The organism is Pseudomonas moraviensis subsp. stanleyae, from assembly GCF_036283065.1.
Classification (GTDB): Bacteria; Pseudomonadota; Gammaproteobacteria; order Pseudomonadales; family Pseudomonadaceae; genus Aquipseudomonas; species Aquipseudomonas stanleyae.
Map to the genome: position 1 here is coordinate 115,447 of NZ_JAADJI010000001.1, position 19,294 is coordinate 134,740.

A 19,294-nucleotide genomic window follows, 5' to 3' on the forward strand; every position below is an offset into this window, starting at 1 on the left:
AGCCTGCTCGCGAAAGCGGTTGAACATTCAACGCAGAGGTTGTTTGTCAGTGCGTCTTCGCGAGCAGGCTCGCTCCCACAGGGGATCGGTGGTGATCAGATGATCGTTTCAGCCCTTACTTCTGCTTTTCCAGCTGGTGGTATTTGCCGTCCTTGTCCCACTGGTAAACCACGTAGTCGGAGACTTTCAGGTCGCCTTTGGCATCCCAGGTCTTCTCGCCCATCACGGTTTTGACCGGATTGGCTTTCAGCCACTTGGCAGCGGCTTCGCCGTCGTTTTTCTTCGCGCCGTTGAACGCGGCAGCCAGGGTCTGAACCGAGGCGTAGGCGTACAGGGTGTAACCCTCAGGCTCGGTACCGGCCTTGCGGAAGGCGTCCACTACGGTCTTGCTTTCCGGCAACAGGCGCGGGTCGGCACCGAAGGTCATCAGCACGCCATCGGTGAATTGCGGGCCGCCAGCGGTGGTCACCAGTTCGTCGGTAACGATGCCATCGTCGGACATGAACTTGACATCTTTCAGACCCTGTTCACGCAGCTGACGAACCAGCGGACCGGCTTCCGGGTGCAGGCCGCCGAAGTAGACGACATCGGCCCCGGCGCCACGGATCTTGGTGACGATGGTGCTGAAGTCTTTCTCGCCACGGGTCAGGCCTTCGTACAGCACAGGCTTGACGCCGCGTTTTTCCAGCTGAGCCTTGGTCGCGTCCGCCAGGCCTTGGCCGTAGGTGTCCTTGTCGTGCAGGACCACGACTTTCTTGCCCTTGAGCATGTCGACGATGTAGTCGCCGGCGACGATGCCTTGCTGGTCGTCACGTCCGCACATACGGAACATCGCGCTCAGGCCACGCTCGGTCACCTGCGGGTTGGTCGAACCCGGGGTGATCGCGATGATCCCGGCTTCGTCGTAGATTTCCGACGCTGGAATGGTCGACGAAGAGCAGAAGTGCCCGACCACGCCGGCGACTTTCTGGTTGGAGAGGTCCTTGGCGACCGTCACCGCCTGCTTCGGTTCGCAAGCGTCATCGCCTTTGACCAGGACGATCTTCTCACCGTTGACGCCACCCGCTGCGTTGACCGCATCGGCCGCCGCCTGTGCACCCTTCATGTACTGCTCGCCGAATGCCGCGTTGGCACCGGTCATCGGACCCGCTACACCGATCTTGATATCAGCTTGAGCAAACGCAGAAACACCCAGCGCAGTAGCCACTGCGAGGGCCAGAAAGCCTTTCTTGTAAAACGTCTGGGACATGAGGTGGTGCTCCAAGGTTTTTTTTAGTTGGCACTGCGACTTCACTTCACTCAAAGCGCAGAGCAAGGCCCGTGCCATCGGTTTTTTATTCTTCAAAAAGTCGCTGCATTGTTGTTATTTCGACTGTTTCGTTCCCATTTTCATTGGGCGTGCAACCGTCTAAACCGCGGAAGGTGAAACCGTAAATTTATTCAGGCGCAACCCGCACGCGCCATCATTGCAACCGCAGCGGCAAACGACGTGCAACCAGCCTGTAACAGCCCGCGTCACCGAACTGCACACTGCTGGTGCGGGACTGCTACAACCCGCACCATTACAGGCTAGTCGCTGGATGCAAAAGCGCTGCGTCCGGCAACAAATTTCAACACTCAAATAACGATGCGCAGGCACTGGCCCGCGTGATACAGGGAAAACCCGGCCTCGTACAGGCAACTGCGCAAGCCCACACCTGCCAGGGGCTGCATCGGTGCGAAGGGAATCGGCAGTGCCTGCGCATCGCCGTTGCACAGGTAATCGGCGAAGGCCTTGCCCACGACCGTGCCTGTGGTGACGCCACGACCGTTATAACCGGTGACGGCCACCAGTCCCGGCGCTGGTTCGAACAGGCGCATCAGGTGATCAGGCGTAAAAGCAATGCGCCCGGTCCAGGTGCATTCCCACTCGACCGGCTTCAGATTGGGGAAGTAATGCTGCTGGACCCGATCGGCCCAGGCCTTGAGAAACCAGGTCGGTTTCTGATTGCCATTACCGAGACTGCCAAGCAGCAGGCGTCCGTCCTTGTCACGGCGAATACTGCTCAATACCTGACGGGTGTCCCACGAGCCCTGCCCGCCCGGAAGAATTTCCTGCGCGGCATCTTCGCTGAGCGGCACCGAGGCGACCTGGTAGTAATAACCGGGAAAGAAATTGCGCTTGAGCTCGGTCCAGTCGCCTTCGGTATAGGCGTTGGAGGCGATGACCACTTGCTCGGCGAGCACCGAGCCCTGAGCGCTCTGCACCGACCAGTCCTGCCCGATGCGCTCAAGGCGAGTCACCGGCGAATGATCGAATATCTGTCCGCCGAGCCCGCGCACAGCGTTGGCCAGCCCGGTGACATAGGCCATCGGATTGAGCGTGCCGGCGCGACGATCAAGCAGCGCAGCGGCGATTTTCTGCGTACCGGTGGCTTGCTCGCAGGCTTTGCCGGTCAGCAACTCGACCGGCGCGCCACGACGTTTCCATTGCTGCTCGCGACTGCGCAGGTCCGCCTCGCCCTTGGCGTTATGCGCCATGTGCAAGGTGCCTTCGCGGCGCAACTGGCAATCGATGTTGTATTTATCCACAAGGCTGAACACCAGCGCCGGCGCCGCACCGAGCATGCGGTTGAGCTGGCTGCCGACCGCCTCGCCGAAACCGGCCTCGATCTCGTCCGGAGGAATCCACATGCCGGCATTGACCAGCCCGACGTTGCGCCCGGAGCCACCGTGCCCTGCGCGATGAGCCTCCAGCACGCAGACGCTTTTGCCCTTTTCCAACAGATGCAGCGCCGCCGACAACCCGGTAAACCCGGCGCCGATCACGCAGACATCGACCTTGACCTCGCCCCCCAGCGCCGGATTATCCGGCCGTTGTGGCGTGAGCTTTTCCCACAGACATTCTTCGCGTAACGGCATTGCCAAGCTCCTGTCGGAGCAGCTGCAAGCCACAAGCTACAAGCTACAAGCCGGTCTGCTTGACGCTTGTAGCTTGCGGCTCGTAGCTGCTTAATCGAATGTAATGCCCTGCGCCAACGGCAATTCCAGCGAGTAGTTGACGGTGTTGGTCTGCCGGCGCATGTAGGCGCGCCAGGCATCGGAGCCGGACTCACGGCCGCCGCCGGTCTCTTTCTCGCCACCAAAGGCGCCGCCGATTTCCGCACCGCTCGGGCCGATGTTGACGTTGGCGATGCCGCAGTCGCTGCCTACCGCCGACATGAACCGCTCGGCCTCGCGCACGTCGGTGGTGAAGATGCACGACGACAGGCCTTGCGGCACGGCATTGTTCAGGCGCAGCGCTTCCTCGAAATCGCTGTAGCCGACCACATACAGAATCGGCGCGAAGGTTTCGCTGCAGACCACATCGCTCTGCTCGGGCATTTCCACGATGGCTGGCGATACGTAGTAGGCATTGGGGAACTGATCTTCAAGTTGACGCTTGCCGCCGAACACCCGGCCGCCTTCGCTGAGTGCCTGCTCCAGCGCATCCTGCATGTTTTCGAAGCTGTGTTTGTCGATCAGCGGGCCGACGAGATTGCCTTGCAGCGGATGGCCGATGCGTACTTTCGAATAAGCAGCCTTCAGGCGAGTGACGATGTCTTCCTTGACCGATTCGTGAGCGATCAGGCGACGCAGGGTCGTGCAGCGTTGCCCGGCGGTGCCGACGGCGCTGAACAGAATCGCGCGCACCGCCATGTCCAGATCGGCGCTCGGGCCGAGAATCATCGCATTGTTGCCGCCCAGCTCGAGAATGCTGCGGGCAAAACGCGCGGCGACTTTCGGCGCCACTTCGCGGCCCATGCGCGTGCTGCCGGTGGCGCTGATCAGCGCGACACGCGGATCGTCGACCAATGCTTCGCCGGCATCGCGACCGCCGATCACCACTTGGCACAGGCTCGCCGGAGCATCGCTGAAATTCTTCACCACGCGGTCGAACAGCGCCTGACAGGCCAGCGCGGTCAGTGGGGTTTTCTCCGAGGGTTTCCACACCACCGGGTTGCCGCAGACGAGCGCCAGTGTGGTGTTCCACGCCCACACCGCGACCGGAAAGTTGAACGCGCTGATCACCCCGACCACGCCGAGCGGATGCCAGGTTTCGCGCATGTGGTGGCCGGGACGCTCGGAGGCGATGGTCAAACCGTACAACTGGCGCGACAGGCCGACGGCGAAGTCGCAGATGTCGATCATCTCCTGCACTTCACCCAGACCTTCCTGCGTGATCTTGCCGGCTTCCCACGACACCAGCTCGCCGAGGTCGGCCTTGTACTCACGCAACACTTCGCCGAACTGACGCACCAGCTCGCCGCGACGCGGGGCCGGAACCTTGCGCCAGTGCTCGAATGCATGATCTGCGCGACTGATGTGCTGCTCGACTTCGGCAGCGCCTTCCCAGTTCACCGAGGCAATTTCGCTGCCATCGATGGGCGAATGCACCGGCACTTTGCCGTTCTGGTACAGGGCCGGGTTGACTCCCAGACGATCAAGCAATGCGGCAACCATCGGTCTCTCCTCAAGCAAAAACAGAATGTGTGCGGCCATTCAGTTCATGGCCGGGCAGGCCTTTAGTTGTAGCGTCACTGCGGCGATGCAACAAACGACCTTTACGCCAGATATCATTCCGTTTATTCATGCTGCGTACAGAAAGACAAGAAAAAGGACTGGCCATGCTGAACAAACGCCACTTGCCCTCGATCACCGCGTTGCAGTGCTTCGAGGCCGTGACCCGGCACCTGAGTTTCACCCGCGCCGCCGAAGAGCTGAATCTGACCCAAAGCGCGGTGAGTAAACAGGTCGCGCAGCTTGAAGAACTGTTGCAGCACTTGCTGTTCCGCCGTGTCCGTCGCCGCTTGCAGATGACACCGGCCGGGGATTTGTACCTGGTCGAGGTCAGAAAAATCCTCAGCCAAGTGGAGATGTCGACCCATTACCTGCGTTCCTACGGCGGAGAGACCGAAGTCCTGCGTGTCTCCACCCCTTCCACCTTCGGTGCCCGCTGGCTGGTGCCACGCCTGAAAGGCTGGCGCCTGCGCCATCCGTCGATTCATCTGGACCTGTGCAACGAGCAGGAAGCCGATGATCTGTTGCAGGGCCGCAGCGATCTGGCTTTCTATTTCGGCCAGGCGTCGCGACCGGGCACCGAGTGCCTGAAATTGTTCGGCGAAGAACTGGTGCCGGTCTGCGCCCCGGGCAGCCTGCCCGACACGCCATTCACTGACCCGACACAACTCACCGATCTGGTGCTACTGCAAAATGCCTCGCGACCGCAGGCCTGGCACGACTGGTTCGACAGCCAGGGCTACCACACCGAACACAGCTACCATGGGCCGCGTTTCGAAACCTTTTATATGTGCATCCGCGCCGCCCAGGTCGGTTGTGGCGTGGCGCTGCTGCCACGGTTTCTGGTGGAAGAAGAATTGGCCGAGGGCAAACTGGTCATACCCTGGCAGCATGCGATGCCCAGCAGCGACGCCTATTACCTGGCCTACCCCGAGCATGCGGCGGAAGTACCGAAGGTGCGGGATTTTGTGAAGTGGATGCTGGAGCAGATCGACAGCCCGGCTTGAGACCAACCGGGGATCCCTGCTCGCGAAAGCGTCGGGTCAGCCACATCATCTTTAACTGACACACCGCATTCGCGAGCAGGCTCGCTCCCACATTCGATCTGCGGTGTGCTTAAAAAATGCTGGCAATCCCTACCGCCGATATGCGCCACTAGCGCCATCGATATAGACCGCGCCAGGCGCGGCGCAACTGGAGACCCGTTTTATGAGCGAGAGTGTGTTTGCCGATCGCATCGTGCAGAACCTGCTCGACACCGACTTCTACAAGCTGACGATGATGCAGGCGGTGCTGCACAACTACCCCAACGTCGAAGTCGAATGGGAGTTCCGTTGCCGCAACGCCGAGGATCTGCGCCCGTATCTGGCCGAGATCCGTCATCAGATCGAGCGCCTCGCCGAACTGAGCCTGAGTGCCGATCAGTTGAGTTTCCTCGAGCGCATCACTTTCCTGAAACCGGATTTCCTGCGCTTCCTCGGTCTGTTCCGCTTCAACCTGCGCTATCTGCACACCGGCATCGAGAACGGCGAGTTGTTCATCCGCCTGCGTGGGCCGTGGCTGCATGTGATCCTCTACGAAGTGCCGCTGCTGGCGATTGTCAGCGAAGTGCGCAATCGCTATCGCTATCGGGAAACCTCACTGGAGCAGGCGCGCGAGCAGCTCTATCGCAAGTTCGACTGGCTCACCGCCAATGCTTCGGCCGATGAGCTGTCACAACTGCAGGTCGCCGACTTCGGCACGCGTCGACGCTTTTCCTTTGGTGTGCAGGCCGAAGTGGTCAACGTGCTCAAGCACGACTTCCCGGGCCGTTTTGTCGGCACCAGCAACGTGCATCTGTCCCGCGAGCTGGACATGAAACCGCTGGGCACCATGGCTCACGAGTGGATCATGGCCCATCAGCAACTCGGCCCGCGCCTGATCGACAGCCAGATCGCCGCGCTCGACTGCTGGGTTCGCGAGTACCGTGGCCTGCTCGGCATCGCCCTTACCGATTGCATTACCACCGATGCGTTTCTTGGCGATTTCGATTTGTTCTTCGCCAAGCTTTTCGACGGTTTGCGCCACGATTCCGGAGATCCGGTGGCGTGGGGCGAAAAGTGCATCGCGCACTACCACAAGCTCGGCATCGACCCGATGAGCAAGACCCTGGTGTTTTCCGACAGTCTGACCCTGCCAAAATCGTTGGAGATTTTCCGCGCGCTGCATGGTCGCATCAATGTGAGCTTCGGCATCGGTACCAACCTCACCTGTGATATCCCGGGTGTCGAACCGATGAGCATCGTGCTTAAAATGACCGCCTGCAACGGCCAGCCGGTGGCGAAGATCTCCGACGAGCCTGGCAAGACCCACTGCAAAGATCCGAATTTCGTCGCCTATTTGCGACATGTGTTTCAGGTTCCTGCCGAATCCAGTCTATCTAGCAAGGAGTGAATTCATGCAAGCCGTACAGCGTGAGATTGCTGAGCAGCTCAAGGTGCAACCACCGTTCGACGACGATCAGGCCCTGCAGGCGGAAATCGCCCGGCGCCTGGCGTTCATTCAGGATTGTCTGGTCAATTCCGGCCTGAAGACCCTGGTGCTGGGCATCAGCGGCGGCGTCGACTCACTGACCGCCGGCCTCTTGGCCCAGCGCGCGGTCCGTGAACTGCGCGAAAAAACCGGCGACGACCGCTACAAATTCATCGCCGTGCGCCTGCCGTACGAAACCCAGTTCGACGAGCACGACGCCAAGGCTTCGCTCGATTGCATCGCGCCTGACGAAATCCACACCGTGAACATTGGCCCGGCAGTCAAGGCGCTGGCTGCTCAGGTCTCGGCGTTCGAAGGCAAACCGGCGGCGTCGGTGGATTTCGTGCTGGGCAATACCAAAGCGCGGATGCGCATGGTGGCGCAGTACACGATTGCCGGAGTGGCGGGCGGTCTGGTGATTGGCACCGACCACGCGGCGGAAGCGGTGATGGGTTTCTTCACCAAATTCGGCGACGGCGCCTGCGACCTCGCCCCGCTCAGCGGCCTGGTGAAAAACCAGGTACGCGCGATTGCCCGCAGCTTTGGTGCGCCGGAATCGTTGGTCGAGAAAGTGCCGACGGCAGACTTGGAAGACCTGTCACCGGGCAAGCCGGACGAAGCAGCGCATGGCGTGACCTATGCCGAGATCGATGCGTTCCTGCACGGTGAAACGGTGCGGGACGAGGCGGCGAAGATCATTGTCGATACGTACAACAAGACCCACCACAAGCGGGTCATGCCGTTCGCCCCGTAAGGGTTCGCAGAACCCTGTAGGAGCCTGTAGGAGCCTGTAGGAGCTGACGAGTGCAACGAGGCTGCGATCTTTTGATCTTGCTCTTGCTCTTGCTTTGAAGATCAAGATCAAGATCAAGGTCCAGATCAAAAGATCGCAGCCTTCGGCAGCTCCTACACAAAAAAAGCGTCCCTCGGAACGCTTTTTTGTATCTGAATCACTTGACGACGACAGTGCCTTTCATCATCGAAATGTGCCCAGGGAACGAGCAGAAGAAGCCGTATTTTTCAGCGGCATCCAGTTTCGATACATCGAAAGTCACCGAATCGGTTTCCTTGGCGCCGATGATCTTGGTGTGGGCGATGATGCGGGCGTCGCCATCCTTCAGGTAGCTTTTGTCGATACCGGCTGCAAGGCCGTCGGTAGCGATCGGCTGCATGTCCGCTTCTTTGCTGATCACCAGGTTATGGCCCATGACGTTCTTCGGCAGATTGCCGGAGTGGGTCAGTTCGACGGTGAAGGTCTTGCAGCTCTTGTCGATCACGATTTCCTTGGTGTTGAAGGACATCTGATCGGTGGAATCAACGGTGGCTTTGCACTCGGCAGCCATCAATTGGCTGCTGGCCAGCGCCAGCAGGGATACCGCAACAACTTTGGAAAACATGGTGAATCTCCAAGGCAGGGTTAACAAAAACACTAGTGGTGGAAAGACTGCCTGAAATCATCGCAAGTTCATATGACTTGAGTCAAAAATTGTATACAACTTTCAGGCTATGACACTCATCGACACAATCTAACGGCCATTTCATTTGCCCAGCCCTATGATCGGTCCACCTACTGAAACGGAGTGCCTGTCATGTTCTTTAACGGCCTGTTGTGCAGCTTGCTCGCCGCCTACGCCTGTGGCGCCAGCGGTACCTTCGAATCGCCCGAACGCGAAGTCTAGTCCTTGGAGTGCGACGTGCCAGCCGTTACCCTGTGCGACTGATCGACTCAGGAGTAACCCATGTCGCTGAAATCCGTTTGTGTGTTTTGCGGTGCCAACGCCGGTACCGTGCCGGCCTATACCGAAGCCGCCGTGGCCCTTGGCCGGGCGCTGGCCGAGCGTAATCTGACCCTGGTCTACGGCGGCGGCGCGGTCGGCTTGATGGGCATTGTCGCTGATGCGGCCCTGGCTGCTGGCGGCGAAGTGATCGGCATTATCCCGCGAAGCCTGATGGACAAGGAGATCGGCCACAAAAGCCTGACCCGTCTGGAAGTGGTCGATGGCATGCATGCGCGCAAGGCGCGGATGGCCGAACTCAGCGATGCGTTCATCGCCCTGCCCGGCGGCCTCGGCACGCTGGAAGAGTTGTTCGAAGTCTGGACCTGGGGCCAGCTCGGCTATCACGGCAAGCCTTTGGGCCTGCTGGAAGTGAACGGTTTCTACAGCAAACTCACGGCTTTTCTCGATCATATCGTCGGCGAAGGCTTCGTTCGCGCGCCACACCGTGACATGCTGCAAGTGAGCGAATCGCCAGATTCCCTGCTCGACGCCCTCGATCAGTGGCAGCCGACCGTCACGCCCAAGTGGGTCGACCAAAAACCGGGTTAACCCCCGGACACCGATACAGGGCAGAATACGCGCCGCTCAACCTCACCTTCGACCCCAGAGGATCGCCCATGGCCAAACCCAATTACTCCTTCGCCAAACGTCAACGAGACCTGGCAAAGGAACAGAAGAAAGAGGAAAAGCTTCAGCGCAAGAAGCAAACCGCTGAAGAAGCGGCACTGAACCCTGACGGTGAAGTGGCGACCGATGATGATGTTGATGCACCCGATGCACCCGATGCACCGAAAGATCAGACGCCCGACGCCTGAGCCCCACCGGGTTTGATGATCGAATCAGGCCCTGCGGATTTGTGACGGGGCTGGCGGTTCTGCCGCCGGCCCTCGCAGCCCTGCTTTCCCTGACACACCAAAATCCCTGTGGGAGCGAGCCTGCTCGCGAAAGCGGTGTATCAGTTACAAATGAGTTGGCTGACCTGACGCTTTCGCGAGCAGGCTCGCTCCCACATTTGAAACTCATCAATTCTGCGGCATCACCGTGACCCGCACTTCCGGGTCGTGATTACCGCCACCGAGAATCACCCCGCGCAACGGCGATACATCGGAAAAGTCCCTTCCCCACGCCAACGTGATGTGTTCCAGCGCCGGCTGCACATTGTTGGTCGGATCGAAATCCACCCAACCCAAGACCGGGCAGAACACCGCAACCCACGCATGCGAGGCGTCAGCGCCGATCAAACGTGGCTGCCCTGGCGGTGGCTGGGTCAGCAGGTAGCCACTGACGTAGCGCGCCGCCAGCCCACGCGAGCGCAGGCAGGCCAGCATCAGGTGGGCAAAGTCCTGACAGACCCCGCGTCGACGCTCCAGCACTTCCACCAGCGGCGTCGCAACCTGGGTGGCTTCGGCATCGAAGGTGAATTCGCTGAAAATCTTCTGCATCAGCGCCTGCACGCCGAGGAGCAACGGTCGTCCCGGCGGAAAACAGCTCTGCGAGAACTCGACGAAGCTGCGTTTCAAATGCACGTAAGGTGACTGGAATCGGTAGCGACAGGCCTCGAGCAGGTCGGCGCACAGCGGCTGGCTGCTGTACGTGAGCGCATCGCGGGTCTGCTCCCACGGCGGCGACTGATTGAAATCCGGCGCCGGTCGCGCCAGCACCTCGACCGTCAGCCGGGCGTTGACCTGCAATTCATCATGGGGCCGTTCAAATGCCAGACGGGTCAACGGATTGCCGAATACGTCCAGTTCATCACGGCGCATGGTCGGCTCGGGGCTGATCAGCAGTTGCTGCTCGGTGCAGCGCTGCCAGCTGCATTCCCGCGGCCACAGGTGCGCCAGTTGCTGCGCGAGGGAGACCGGGCTGTCGTACTGGTAACAGGTGTCGTGAAAGATCTGATACTGAGCGCTCATCACACGGACACCGTACGCTGGCTGACATCATCGACATGGGCGAAATGGCGCAGCGCCAGACGATCGGATACCTGACCGCTGGCCTCGGCGATTTCCTGCAACAGATCAGCCAGACCATCCAGCGCAGCACGTACGCTGGATTTGCCGAACAGCGGATTTTCCAGACAGCCGAGATCAAACCGCGACAGGCGTTCGACCAGTTGCGGCAATCCACTCTCGCGAGGCGCAGCGAAATCGTCGTTGAGGCGCTTCAAAGTGCGGGTGACCAGTTTCAGCTGAAACAGCACCGCGTGGGGGTTCTGCTCATCCAGCAACAGCAGATCGAGCACCGGAATCAATTGCGCCACTGCCAGATAGCGCGAGCGATAGGTGATGCTGCTGTTACCCAGTTCCAGCAACCACTCCAGCCCCGCCTGATCGAACGCACCCGCACCGCGCAGAAACGCCGCCAGACTGCTGCTGAGAAATTGCAGACGTTCGATGCGCCGGCCGATCATCAGAAAACGCCAGCCTTCGTCGCGGGTCATGTCATCCAGGGCAAACCCCGACAACGCCGCCAGTGACATCACCAGCCGGTTAAGGAAATCCAGCAGTTCGCCGAAGTCCGGTTCATCGACTTCCAGCTCCAGCGCCTCGCGCTGCAATTCCACCAGCGCCTGCCAGTTCTCTCGGGACAGCTTGCCGCGCACTTGCGACGCAGCCCACTGCAAGCGCTGCAAGTTGGAGCGCAGGCTGAACGACCAGTCCTCGCCCAGCAACGCAGCGAGCAGGCGCTCCGGCAGTTCGCCCTCATCCGGCAACAGCGCCAGCCGCTCGCCGAGATCGACCGCTGCTTGCAGCGCCTGCGGATCATCGCCATCGACGTAACGCGTGAGCATGATGCGCAGCAGCCGCGCGCTGTCGTCACAGCGTTCGCAGTAGCGGCCGAACCAGAACAGGTTCTCCACCACCCGCGACGGCAAGTACGGATCGCGCCGCACCAGATCGTGCACGCCGACATTGCGCTGCGCCTTCCACTGCTCGCCACTCGGCGCCCGATCGCTGAGCACCCAGGTGTCCTTGCTCGCCCCGCCACGCTGCATCGACACCACTTCGGCGTCGGCATCGGCCGCCACCCGGGTCAGACCGCCCGGCAATACCCGGTAGCCATCGTGGCTGGCCACTGCATACATGCGCATGCCGATCGCCCGGGGTTGCAAATGACCGTCTTCGGCTTGCCAGACCGGTGCCTGCGACAGTTGCGCAAGTTCTTGCGCGACATAGGCATAAGGCCGCGCCTGCATGCGCTGCGCCAGCTCCAGACGCTGACTTTCACTCAAGTCACGGCCGAACACCGGGGCGAAGCTTTGCGACGGGAACGCCGGTTTGATCAACAGCTCCGGAAGTTTTTCCAGCGCCTGTGCCAGCACCGGCGCTTCACCGCACCACCAGGTGGCGATCGACGGCAGGAGCAGTTCTTCGCCGAACAGGAATTGGTTGATCTTCGGCAGAAAGCCCAACAGCCCCGGCGATTCCAGGACACCGCTGCCCAGCGCATTGGCGACCAGAACCCGCCCTTGGCGCACCGCTTCGAGCAAGCCGGGGACACCGAGCGCCGAGTCGGTACGCAGTTCCAGCGGGTCGCAGAAATCATCGTCGAGGCGGCGCATGATCGCGTGCACCCGGCGCAGGCCGCTGAGGGTTTTCAGGTACACCGTGGCATTGCGCACAGTCAGATCACCGCCCTCGACCAGCGGATAACCGAGCTGGCGGGCCAGATACAGGTGCTCGAAATAACTTTCGTTGAAACGCCCCGGGGTCAGCAGCACCACCAACGGTGCGTCATTACCCTCCGGTGCCTGACGCGCCAGAGTTTCCTGCAAGGTGCGGAAGAAGCCAGCGAGATGCTGAACCTTCAGATCACGGTACAAATCGGGAAACGCGCGGGAGACGATAGTGCGATTTTCCAGCGCATAGCCGGCACCGGACGGCGCCTGGGTGCGATCAGCAGTGACCCACCAGCGGCCATCCGGCGTACGCGCCAGATCCACCGCGTACAGGTGCAGAAAGGCTGATTCCGGCGGGGCAATGCCCTGACATGGCCAGAGAAAATTGTTGTGCCCGAACACCAGCTCGGCCGGCAGCAGGCCTTCGCTGATCAACCGCTGTGGACCGTACAGATCCGCCAGCACTGCATTGAGCAAGCGCGCACGCTGAGCGATGCCGGCGGACAAGTGCTGCCACTCGTCCGCCGCGATCACATGGGGTAGCAGGTCCAGCTCCCATGGCCGATCAGCGCCTTTGGGGTCGGCGTAGACGTTATAGGTGACGCCGTTTTCCTGAATCTGCCGCGCCAGCAAGGCCTGGCGCTGCACCAGTTGCGCGGGGCTGCTGCGCTGCAACTGATCGAACAGCCGCTGCCAATGCGCACGCACAGCGCCGCTGCCGTCGAGCAGTTCGTGATAGGTGCCCGCGGTCAGCGGGTAGCGGTCTAGCAGGTCAGGCATGGAAAGCTCGGCAGACAGCAGGGAACGGTCAGACTAACGCAGGCACATGACGCGCGGATATACGAAAAATCCGCGTGTCACGTGAGACTTAGAAACGCCGCAAATCGAGGGTCATTGGCAGCTCGTCATTGATTTCGACTTGCGGTATCGCAAGTTTCCCCGGGGTGTGCCCGAGGCGGAAAAACCGCGCCATGCGCCGACTCTCGGCTTCGTTGGCGTTGACCGGCAAGGTTTCGTAATTGCGCCCGCCGGGGTGGGCGACGTGATACTGGCAACCACCCAGCGAACGTCCCATCCAGGTATCGAGAACGTCAAACACCAACGGCGCGTGCACCGCGATGGTCGGGTGCAGACAGTTGGCCGGTTGCCAGGCCCGAAAGCGCACGCCAGCGACAAACTCGCCCACCCGTCCGGTCGGGTGCAACGGCACCGCGACGCCATTGCAGCTCAGCAGATAGCGCTGTGGCGGCAGGCCGTTGAGCTTGACCTGCAAGCGCTCCAGCGACGAATCGACGTAGCGCACCGTGCCGCCCGCCGAGCCCTCCTCGCCCAGCACATGCCAGGGTTCAAGCGCCTGACGCAGCTCCAGCTCGATGCCATTGACGGCGTAGTCGCCGACCTTGGGAAAACGAAACTCCAGATGCGCAGCGAACCACTCCGCGCGCACTGGATAACCAGCGTTGTTGAGTTCGACGATGACGTCGGCGAAATCCTCTTCGATAAAGTGCGGCAGCAGAAAGCGATCGTGCAGCTCGGTGCCCCAGCGTGCCAGTTTCGCCGGCGCATAAGGCTCGCGCCAAAAGCGCGCGACCAGCGCCCGCAGCAGCAACTGCTGGGCCAGACTCATGCGCGCATGGGGCGGCATTTCAAAAGCGCGCAGCTCCAGCAAGCCGAGACGTCCGGTTGCGCCGTCCGGCGAGTAGAGTTTGTCGATGCAGAACTCAGCGCGATGGGTATTGCCGGTGACGTCGATCAACAAATTGCGCAGCAGTCGATCAACCAGCCACGGCGCGCATTTTTCGTCCGGTTCCGGCATCTGTGCGAAGGCGATTTCCAGTTCGTACAAGGCGTCATTGCGCGCCTCGTCGACCCGTGGTGCCTGGGACGTCGGGCCGATGAACAGGCCGGAAAACAGGTACGACAGCGAAGGATGGTTGTGCCAATAGCTGATCAGACTGCGCAACAGATCCGGCCGCCGCAGAAACGGTGAGTCTGCCGGCGTCGCGCCGCCGAGGACGAAATGGTTGCCGCCGCCGGTGCCGGTATGGCGCCCGTCGATCATGAACTTCTCGGTGGTCAGACGGGTTTGCCGCGCCTGTTCATAGAGAAACTCGGTGCGCTCGACCAACTCGTCCCAGGTCGCCGATGGCTGCACGTTGACCTCGATCACGCCCGGGTCCGGAGTGACACGGAAATTGCTCAAGCGAGGATCACCTGGTGGTTCATAACCTTCCAGTAGCACCGGGCAATGCAGCTCTTCAGCGGTGGCCTCAATGGCCGAGACCAGTTCCAGATAATCCTCGACCCGCTCCAGCGGCGGCATGAACAGATACAGCCGGCCTTCGCGGGCCTCGGCGCAGAATGCGGTGCGGGTCAGCCAGTCAGCGGACTCGTCGATTTTCGGCACGCGCTCATCCACCGCAGCAGGTGCGCCGTGCACGCCTAGCTGCGCGGGATCCGGCAGTTCAGCAAAATCCTGGTTCGGATCGGTGGGATGGATGAACGGATATTCCGCCGCTTTCACCCACGGTTGCGACGCCAGCGGCAAGCGATAACCCAGCGGCGAATCCCCGGGCACCAAACGACAATGCTCATCGCGCAGATACCAACGGCCGCTCTGCCATTGATCACCCTTGGCCGTGCGCGCCAGCGGCAGCACCTGACCGATCACCTTGTTCAGACCCTGACTGAAGACCTTGCGCAACCGCGCTCGCTCCAGTGGCTCTTCCAGACGCGAATCTTCGGCACTGACGTTGCCGGGCAACGCGCCCTCGCGCCACAGGTAATAGAGATGATCCTCAAAGGCCGGGAAGACGAAGCGCGCAGGCAATTTCAGACGTTCGGCGACACTGGCCAGAAAGCGCCCGGCCAGTTCGCCGTCGGCGCCATAGTCCTGCTGTTCGTCGGCGATCAATGCGTCGTTGTGCCAGATCGGCTGGCCGTCGCGGCGCCAGTAGCAATTGAGCGACCAGCGCGGCAATTGTTCGCCGGGATACCACTTGCCCTGGCCAAAATGCACCAGCCCCTGCGGCGCGTACTGCTTGCGCATGCGCTGGAACAGTTCGGCGGACAGCCGACGCTTATCCGGGCCCAGCGCAGCAGTGTTCCATTCCGCGCCGTCGGGGTCATCGATGGACACGAAGGTCGGCTCGCCGCCCATGGTCAAGCGCACGTCGCCTTCGAGCAGGTCGGCGTCGATCTGCCGGCCCAGCGCCTGAATCGCTCGCCACTGCTCGTCGGTGTAGGGCTTGGTAACGCGTGGCGCTTCCCAGATTCGCTCGACCGACATTTCGTGGCTGAACTGCGTTTCGCAAGGCTCGACCAGACCACTGATCGGCGCCGCCGAGGACGGATCCGGACTGCACGCCAACGGGATATGTCCTTCACCGGCGAACAGCCCGGACGTGGCATCGAGACCGATCCAGCCGGCGCCCGGCAGATACACCTCGCACCAGGCATGCAAGTCGGTGAAGTCGACGTCGGTGCCGGACGGGCCGTCGAGGCTTTTCACGTCGGCGGTCAGTTGAATCAGGTACCCGGAAACAAACCGCGCCGCCAGACCGAGATTGCGCAACAGTTGCACCAGTAGCCATGCCGAATCGCGGCACGAGCCGCAAGCGTGCTGGAGGGTGTGCTCCGGGGTTTGCACGCCCGGCTCCATGCGGATCAGGTAGCCGATGTCTTCGCTGAGGCGCTGATTGAGCGCCACCAGAAAATCCACCGCCGGCAGCGGCGTGCGGTCGATGCTGTCCAGGTAAGCCTTGAAGGTCGGGGTCAGCGGCAGGGTTTCGAGGTACGGCGCCAGCTCCTTGCGCTCGTCGGCGGCGTAGCTGAACGGGATTTTTTCGGCGTAGGGTTCGAGGAAGAAGTCGAACGGATTGAACACCGCCATCTCGGCGAGCAGATCGACTTCGATGCGCAGCTCTGCGGTTTTCTCGGGGAATACCAGACGTGCCAGGTAATTGCCCTGAGGGTCCTGCTGCCAGTTGATGAAATGCTGCTCGGGCGAGACTTTCAGCGCATAAGACAGAATCCGCGTGCGACTGTGGGGCGCCGGGCGCAGGCGGACGATCTGCGGGCCGAGTTCGACAGCGCGGTCGTAGCGATAATGCGTGACGTGATGCAATGCGACATGAATCGACACGGCGTGCCTCCTGCGAGCCTGGGCGTATGGGAAAGCGCGCAAGACTTATGCCATGCACAGGCTTGCGCGCTTTCGCGAAATGCTCAAGGCAGTACAGCACCAAAACCGGGCGATGCGCGGAAATGCTTTGGCTCAGTTGCACGCAAATGTTGCGGACGCTGATTCTTGCCGTGTTTGATCGGGCGCTTTCGCGAGCAGGCTCGCTCCCACATTTGGAATGCGTTCCCCTGTGGGAGCGAGCCTGCTCGCGAAGAGGCCAGCGGCAACAACTGATTTCCTGAGGCCTGAAATGCAAAACGCCAACCCGAAGGTTGGCGTTCTGTTGAGCTCAAGGAGTATTTAGCGCGGCACAACCGGCTTGCGTGTCGGCTTCGGTCCTTTGCCCTTCGCCGCATCCTTGCGCTCCTTGGCCGCCTGCTGGTTGCGGGCGAATGCCGCGGCCTTGGCCTGTTCACGCTTGTCCCACGGATTACCGCCATCACTGGCACGCGGCGGCAGGCCGGTGTGCTGGGTGAGGATCTTGGTGGTCTTCTCTTTGGCGACCTTGTGGCTGCCGGCCGGCGTCGAGTTCTTGCGACGGGCGCTCTGGTAGCTGTCGGTCGCTGGCTGATGCGCAGGAATCAGTTGATCCTTGCCCGGGCCGATCAGATCGGCGCGGCCCATGCGCACCAGCGCTTCACGCAGCATCGGCCAGCCTTTCGGGTCGTGGTAACGCAAGAACGCCTTGTGCAGGCGACGCTGCTCTTCGCTCTTGACGATGGTCACGCCGTCGCTCTTGTAGGTGACCTTGCGCAGCGGGTTCTTGCCCGAGTGGTACATCGCGGTGGCGGTGGCCATCGGCGACGGGTAGAACGCTTGCACCTGGTCGGCGCGGAAGCCGTTGCCCTTGAGCCACAGGGCCAGGTTCATCATGTCTTCGTCGGTGGTGCCCGGGTGGGCGGCGATGAAGTACGGAATCAGGTACTGCTCCTTGCCGGCTTCCTTGGTGTACTTCTCGAACATGCGCTTGAACTTGTCATAGCTGCCGATGCCCGGTTTCATCATCTGGTTGAGCGGACCTTCCTCGGTGTGCTCCGGGGCGATCTTCAGATAACCACCGACGTGGTGGGTCACCAGCTCCTTGACGTACTCCGGCGACTCGACCGCGAGGTCGTAACGCAGACCCGAGGCGATCAGGATCTTCTTCACACCCGGCAGGGCACGGGCGCTGCGATACAGCTGGATCAGCGACGAGTGGTCGGTGTTCAGGTTCGGGCAGATGCCCGGGAATACGCACGAAGGCTTGCGGCATGCGGATTCGATTTCCGGGCTCTTGCAGGCGATGCGGTACATGTTCGCGGTCGGGCCGCCGAGGTCGGAAATGACACCGGTGAAGCCCGGGACCTTGTCGCGGATCTCTTCGATTTCGCGAATGATCGACTCTTCGGAACGGTTCTGGATGATCCGCCCTTCGTGCTCGGTGATCGAGCAGAAGGTGCACCCGCCAAAACAGCCACGCATGATGTTCACCGAGAAACGGATCATGTCGTAGGCGGGGATCTTTTCCTTGCCGTACGCCGGGTGCGGAACCCGCGCGTAAGGCATGCCGAACACGTAGTCCATTTCTTCGGTGGTCATCGGAATCGGCGGCGGGTTGAACCAGACATCGACCTCGCCATGCTTCTGCACCAGCGCACGGGCGTTGCCCGGGTTGGTTTCCAGGTGCAGCACGCGGTTGGCGTGGGCGTACAGAACCGGGTCGTTACGGACCTTTTCCATCGACGGCAGGCGGATCACGGTCTTGTCGCGGGTCATGCGCGGGCTGGCCAGGATCTGCACAACCTTGGCTTCCTGCGGATCTTCGACCGGGCCTTTTTCCTGCTCGATGGCGCAGGCCTGGGTGTCTTGCGTGTTGACGTACGGGTTGATGATCTTGTCGACCTTGCCCGGACGGTCGATGCGCGTGGAGTCGACTTCGTACCAGCCCTGCGGCGTGTCGCGACGGATGAACGCGGTGCCGCGCACGTCGGTGATGTCTTCGATCTTGTGGCCCCACGACAGACGCTGGGCGACTTCGACAATGGCCCGCTCGGCGTTGCCGTACAGCAGAATGTCGGCGCTGGCGTCGATCAGGATCGAGTTGCGCACACGATCCTGCCAGTAGTCGTAGTGGGCGATGCGGCGCAGCGAGGCCTCGATGCCGCCGAGCACGATCGGCACGTGCTTGTAGGCTTCCTTGCAGCGCTGGCTGTAAACCAGGCTGGCGCGGTCCGGACGCTTGCCGGCCATGCCACCAGGCGTGTACGCGTCATCGGAACGGATTTTCTTGTCCGCGGTGTAGCGGTTGATCATCGAGTCCATGTTGCCCGCAGCGACGCCGAAGAACAGGTTCGGCTCGCCGAGCTTCATGAAGTCGTCTTTGGACTGCCAGTTCGGCTGCGCGATGATCCCGACGCGGAAGCCTTGCGACTCCAGCAGCCGGCCGATGATCGCCATGCCGAACGACGGATGATCGACGTAGGCATCTCCGGTAACAATGATGATGTCGCACGAATCCCAGCCAAGCTGATCCATCTCCTCCCTGCTCATCGGCAGGAATGGCGCTGGCCCGAAACATTCGGCCCAATATTTTGGATAGTCAAATAACGGCTTGGCTGCTTGCATGTCGACGACCGGTGTTGAAGTGAAAAATCGCGGGCGCGGAATATAGCACAAATTTTGACC

13 protein-coding genes are annotated in these 19,294 nt (G+C 61.3%); 5 read left to right on the plus strand and 8 right to left on the minus strand.

Annotation, left to right across the window (positions count from 1 at the left end; genetic code table 11):
* Window positions 1-115: 115 nt before the first annotated feature.
* The 3 genes from GXB78_RS00500 to amaB form a co-directional block, all read right to left on the minus strand.
* Window positions 116-1,249, minus strand: a complete 1,134-nt coding sequence (locus GXB78_RS00500) for an ABC transporter substrate-binding protein (protein WP_329513718.1) — start codon at window positions 1,247-1,249, stop codon at window positions 116-118.
* A gap of 368 nt (window positions 1,250-1,617) precedes the next feature.
* A complete protein-coding gene (gene amaA / locus GXB78_RS00505; protein WP_329513719.1) occupies window positions 1,618-2,901 on the minus strand; it encodes an L-pipecolate oxidase in 1,284 nt (427 codons plus the stop codon).
* A 90-nt stretch (window positions 2,902-2,991) separates the two neighbouring features.
* Window positions 2,992-4,482, minus strand: coding sequence for an L-piperidine-6-carboxylate dehydrogenase (gene amaB / locus GXB78_RS00510; protein ID WP_329513720.1), 1,491 nt, complete (start codon window positions 4,480-4,482; stop codon window positions 2,992-2,994).
* Between the two features lie 164 nt (window positions 4,483-4,646).
* Between amaB and GXB78_RS00515 the strand changes: the two genes are divergently transcribed.
* From GXB78_RS00515 to nadE, 3 genes are all read left to right on the plus strand, one after another.
* Complete coding sequence (locus tag GXB78_RS00515; RefSeq protein WP_186632524.1) at window positions 4,647-5,546, plus strand: LysR family transcriptional regulator; 900 nt, start codon at window positions 4,647-4,649, stop codon at window positions 5,544-5,546.
* Window positions 5,547-5,748: 202 nt separating this feature from the next.
* Window positions 5,749-6,972, plus strand: coding sequence for a nicotinate phosphoribosyltransferase (gene pncB / locus GXB78_RS00520; RefSeq protein ID WP_042608959.1), 1,224 nt, complete (start codon window positions 5,749-5,751; stop codon window positions 6,970-6,972).
* A 4-nt stretch (window positions 6,973-6,976) separates the two neighbouring features.
* Window positions 6,977-7,804, plus strand: coding sequence for an ammonia-dependent NAD(+) synthetase (gene nadE / locus GXB78_RS00525; protein WP_329513721.1), 828 nt, complete (start codon window positions 6,977-6,979; stop codon window positions 7,802-7,804).
* A gap of 196 nt (window positions 7,805-8,000) precedes the next feature.
* On the opposite strand, the gene azu is transcribed toward nadE, so the two are convergent.
* Window positions 8,001-8,447 (minus strand): azurin, encoded by a 447-nt coding sequence (azu, locus tag GXB78_RS00530; protein ID WP_329513722.1) that lies wholly within the window; start codon window positions 8,445-8,447, stop codon window positions 8,001-8,003.
* A 342-nt stretch (window positions 8,448-8,789) separates the two neighbouring features.
* Here azu and GXB78_RS00535 point away from each other — a divergent pair, with 342 nt between their 5' ends.
* Both GXB78_RS00535 and GXB78_RS00540 read left to right on the plus strand, forming a co-directional pair.
* Window positions 8,790-9,377: an LOG family protein gene (locus GXB78_RS00535; protein WP_329513723.1), complete on the plus strand. Its 588-nt coding sequence runs from the start codon at window positions 8,790-8,792 to the stop codon at window positions 9,375-9,377.
* A 68-nt stretch (window positions 9,378-9,445) separates the two neighbouring features.
* Window positions 9,446-9,643: a hypothetical protein gene (locus GXB78_RS00540; protein WP_329513724.1), complete on the plus strand. Its 198-nt coding sequence runs from the start codon at window positions 9,446-9,448 to the stop codon at window positions 9,641-9,643.
* 207 nt (window positions 9,644-9,850) lie between these two features.
* On the opposite strand, the gene GXB78_RS00545 is transcribed toward GXB78_RS00540, so the two are convergent.
* The 4 genes from GXB78_RS00545 to GXB78_RS00560 form a co-directional block, all read right to left on the minus strand.
* The gene (locus GXB78_RS00545; protein ID WP_329513725.1) at window positions 9,851-10,741 is read right to left on the minus strand and encodes a transglutaminase family protein; all 891 of its coding nucleotides are present in this window, start codon (window positions 10,739-10,741) and stop codon (window positions 9,851-9,853) included.
* Window positions 10,741-13,227 carry a circularly permuted type 2 ATP-grasp protein gene (locus GXB78_RS00550; protein WP_329513726.1) on the minus strand — a complete coding sequence of 829 codons (2,487 nt, stop codon included), beginning with the start codon at window positions 13,225-13,227 and terminating at the stop codon, window positions 10,741-10,743. Before GXB78_RS00550 ends, GXB78_RS00545 begins: the two co-directional genes overlap by 1 nt.
* An 88-nt stretch (window positions 13,228-13,315) precedes the next feature.
* Window positions 13,316-16,591 carry a transglutaminase family protein gene (locus GXB78_RS00555; protein WP_329513727.1) on the minus strand — a complete coding sequence of 1,092 codons (3,276 nt, stop codon included), beginning with the start codon at window positions 16,589-16,591 and terminating at the stop codon, window positions 13,316-13,318.
* A gap of 339 nt (window positions 16,592-16,930) precedes the next feature.
* Window positions 16,931-19,234 (minus strand): YgiQ family radical SAM protein, encoded by a 2,304-nt coding sequence (locus tag GXB78_RS00560; RefSeq protein WP_186621680.1) that lies wholly within the window; start codon window positions 19,232-19,234, stop codon window positions 16,931-16,933.
* Between the last annotated feature and the right edge of the window lie 60 nt (window positions 19,235-19,294).

Coding starts and splice junctions, on each gene's coding strand:
- GXB78_RS00500 (WP_329513718.1), bottom strand. CDS start 1,249: ATGTCCCAGACGTTTTACAAGAAAGGCTTTCTGGCCCTCGCAGTGGCT.
- amaA (WP_329513719.1), bottom strand. CDS start 2,901: ATGCCGTTACGCGAAGAATGTCTGTGGGAAAAGCTCACGCCACAACGG.
- amaB (WP_329513720.1), bottom strand. CDS start 4,482: ATGGTTGCCGCATTGCTTGATCGTCTGGGAGTCAACCCGGCCCTGTAC.
- GXB78_RS00515 (WP_186632524.1), top strand. CDS start 4,647: ATGCTGAACAAACGCCACTTGCCCTCGATCACCGCGTTGCAGTGCTTC.
- pncB (WP_042608959.1), top strand. CDS start 5,749: ATGAGCGAGAGTGTGTTTGCCGATCGCATCGTGCAGAACCTGCTCGAC.
- nadE (WP_329513721.1), top strand. CDS start 6,977: ATGCAAGCCGTACAGCGTGAGATTGCTGAGCAGCTCAAGGTGCAACCA.
- azu (WP_329513722.1), bottom strand. CDS start 8,447: ATGTTTTCCAAAGTTGTTGCGGTATCCCTGCTGGCGCTGGCCAGCAGC.
- GXB78_RS00535 (WP_329513723.1), top strand. CDS start 8,790: ATGTCGCTGAAATCCGTTTGTGTGTTTTGCGGTGCCAACGCCGGTACC.
- GXB78_RS00540 (WP_329513724.1), top strand. CDS start 9,446: ATGGCCAAACCCAATTACTCCTTCGCCAAACGTCAACGAGACCTGGCA.
- GXB78_RS00545 (WP_329513725.1), bottom strand. CDS start 10,741: ATGAGCGCTCAGTATCAGATCTTTCACGACACCTGTTACCAGTACGAC.
- GXB78_RS00550 (WP_329513726.1), bottom strand. CDS start 13,227: ATGCCTGACCTGCTAGACCGCTACCCGCTGACCGCGGGCACCTATCAC.
- GXB78_RS00560 (WP_186621680.1), bottom strand. CDS start 19,234: ATGCAAGCAGCCAAGCCGTTATTTGACTATCCAAAATATTGGGCCGAA.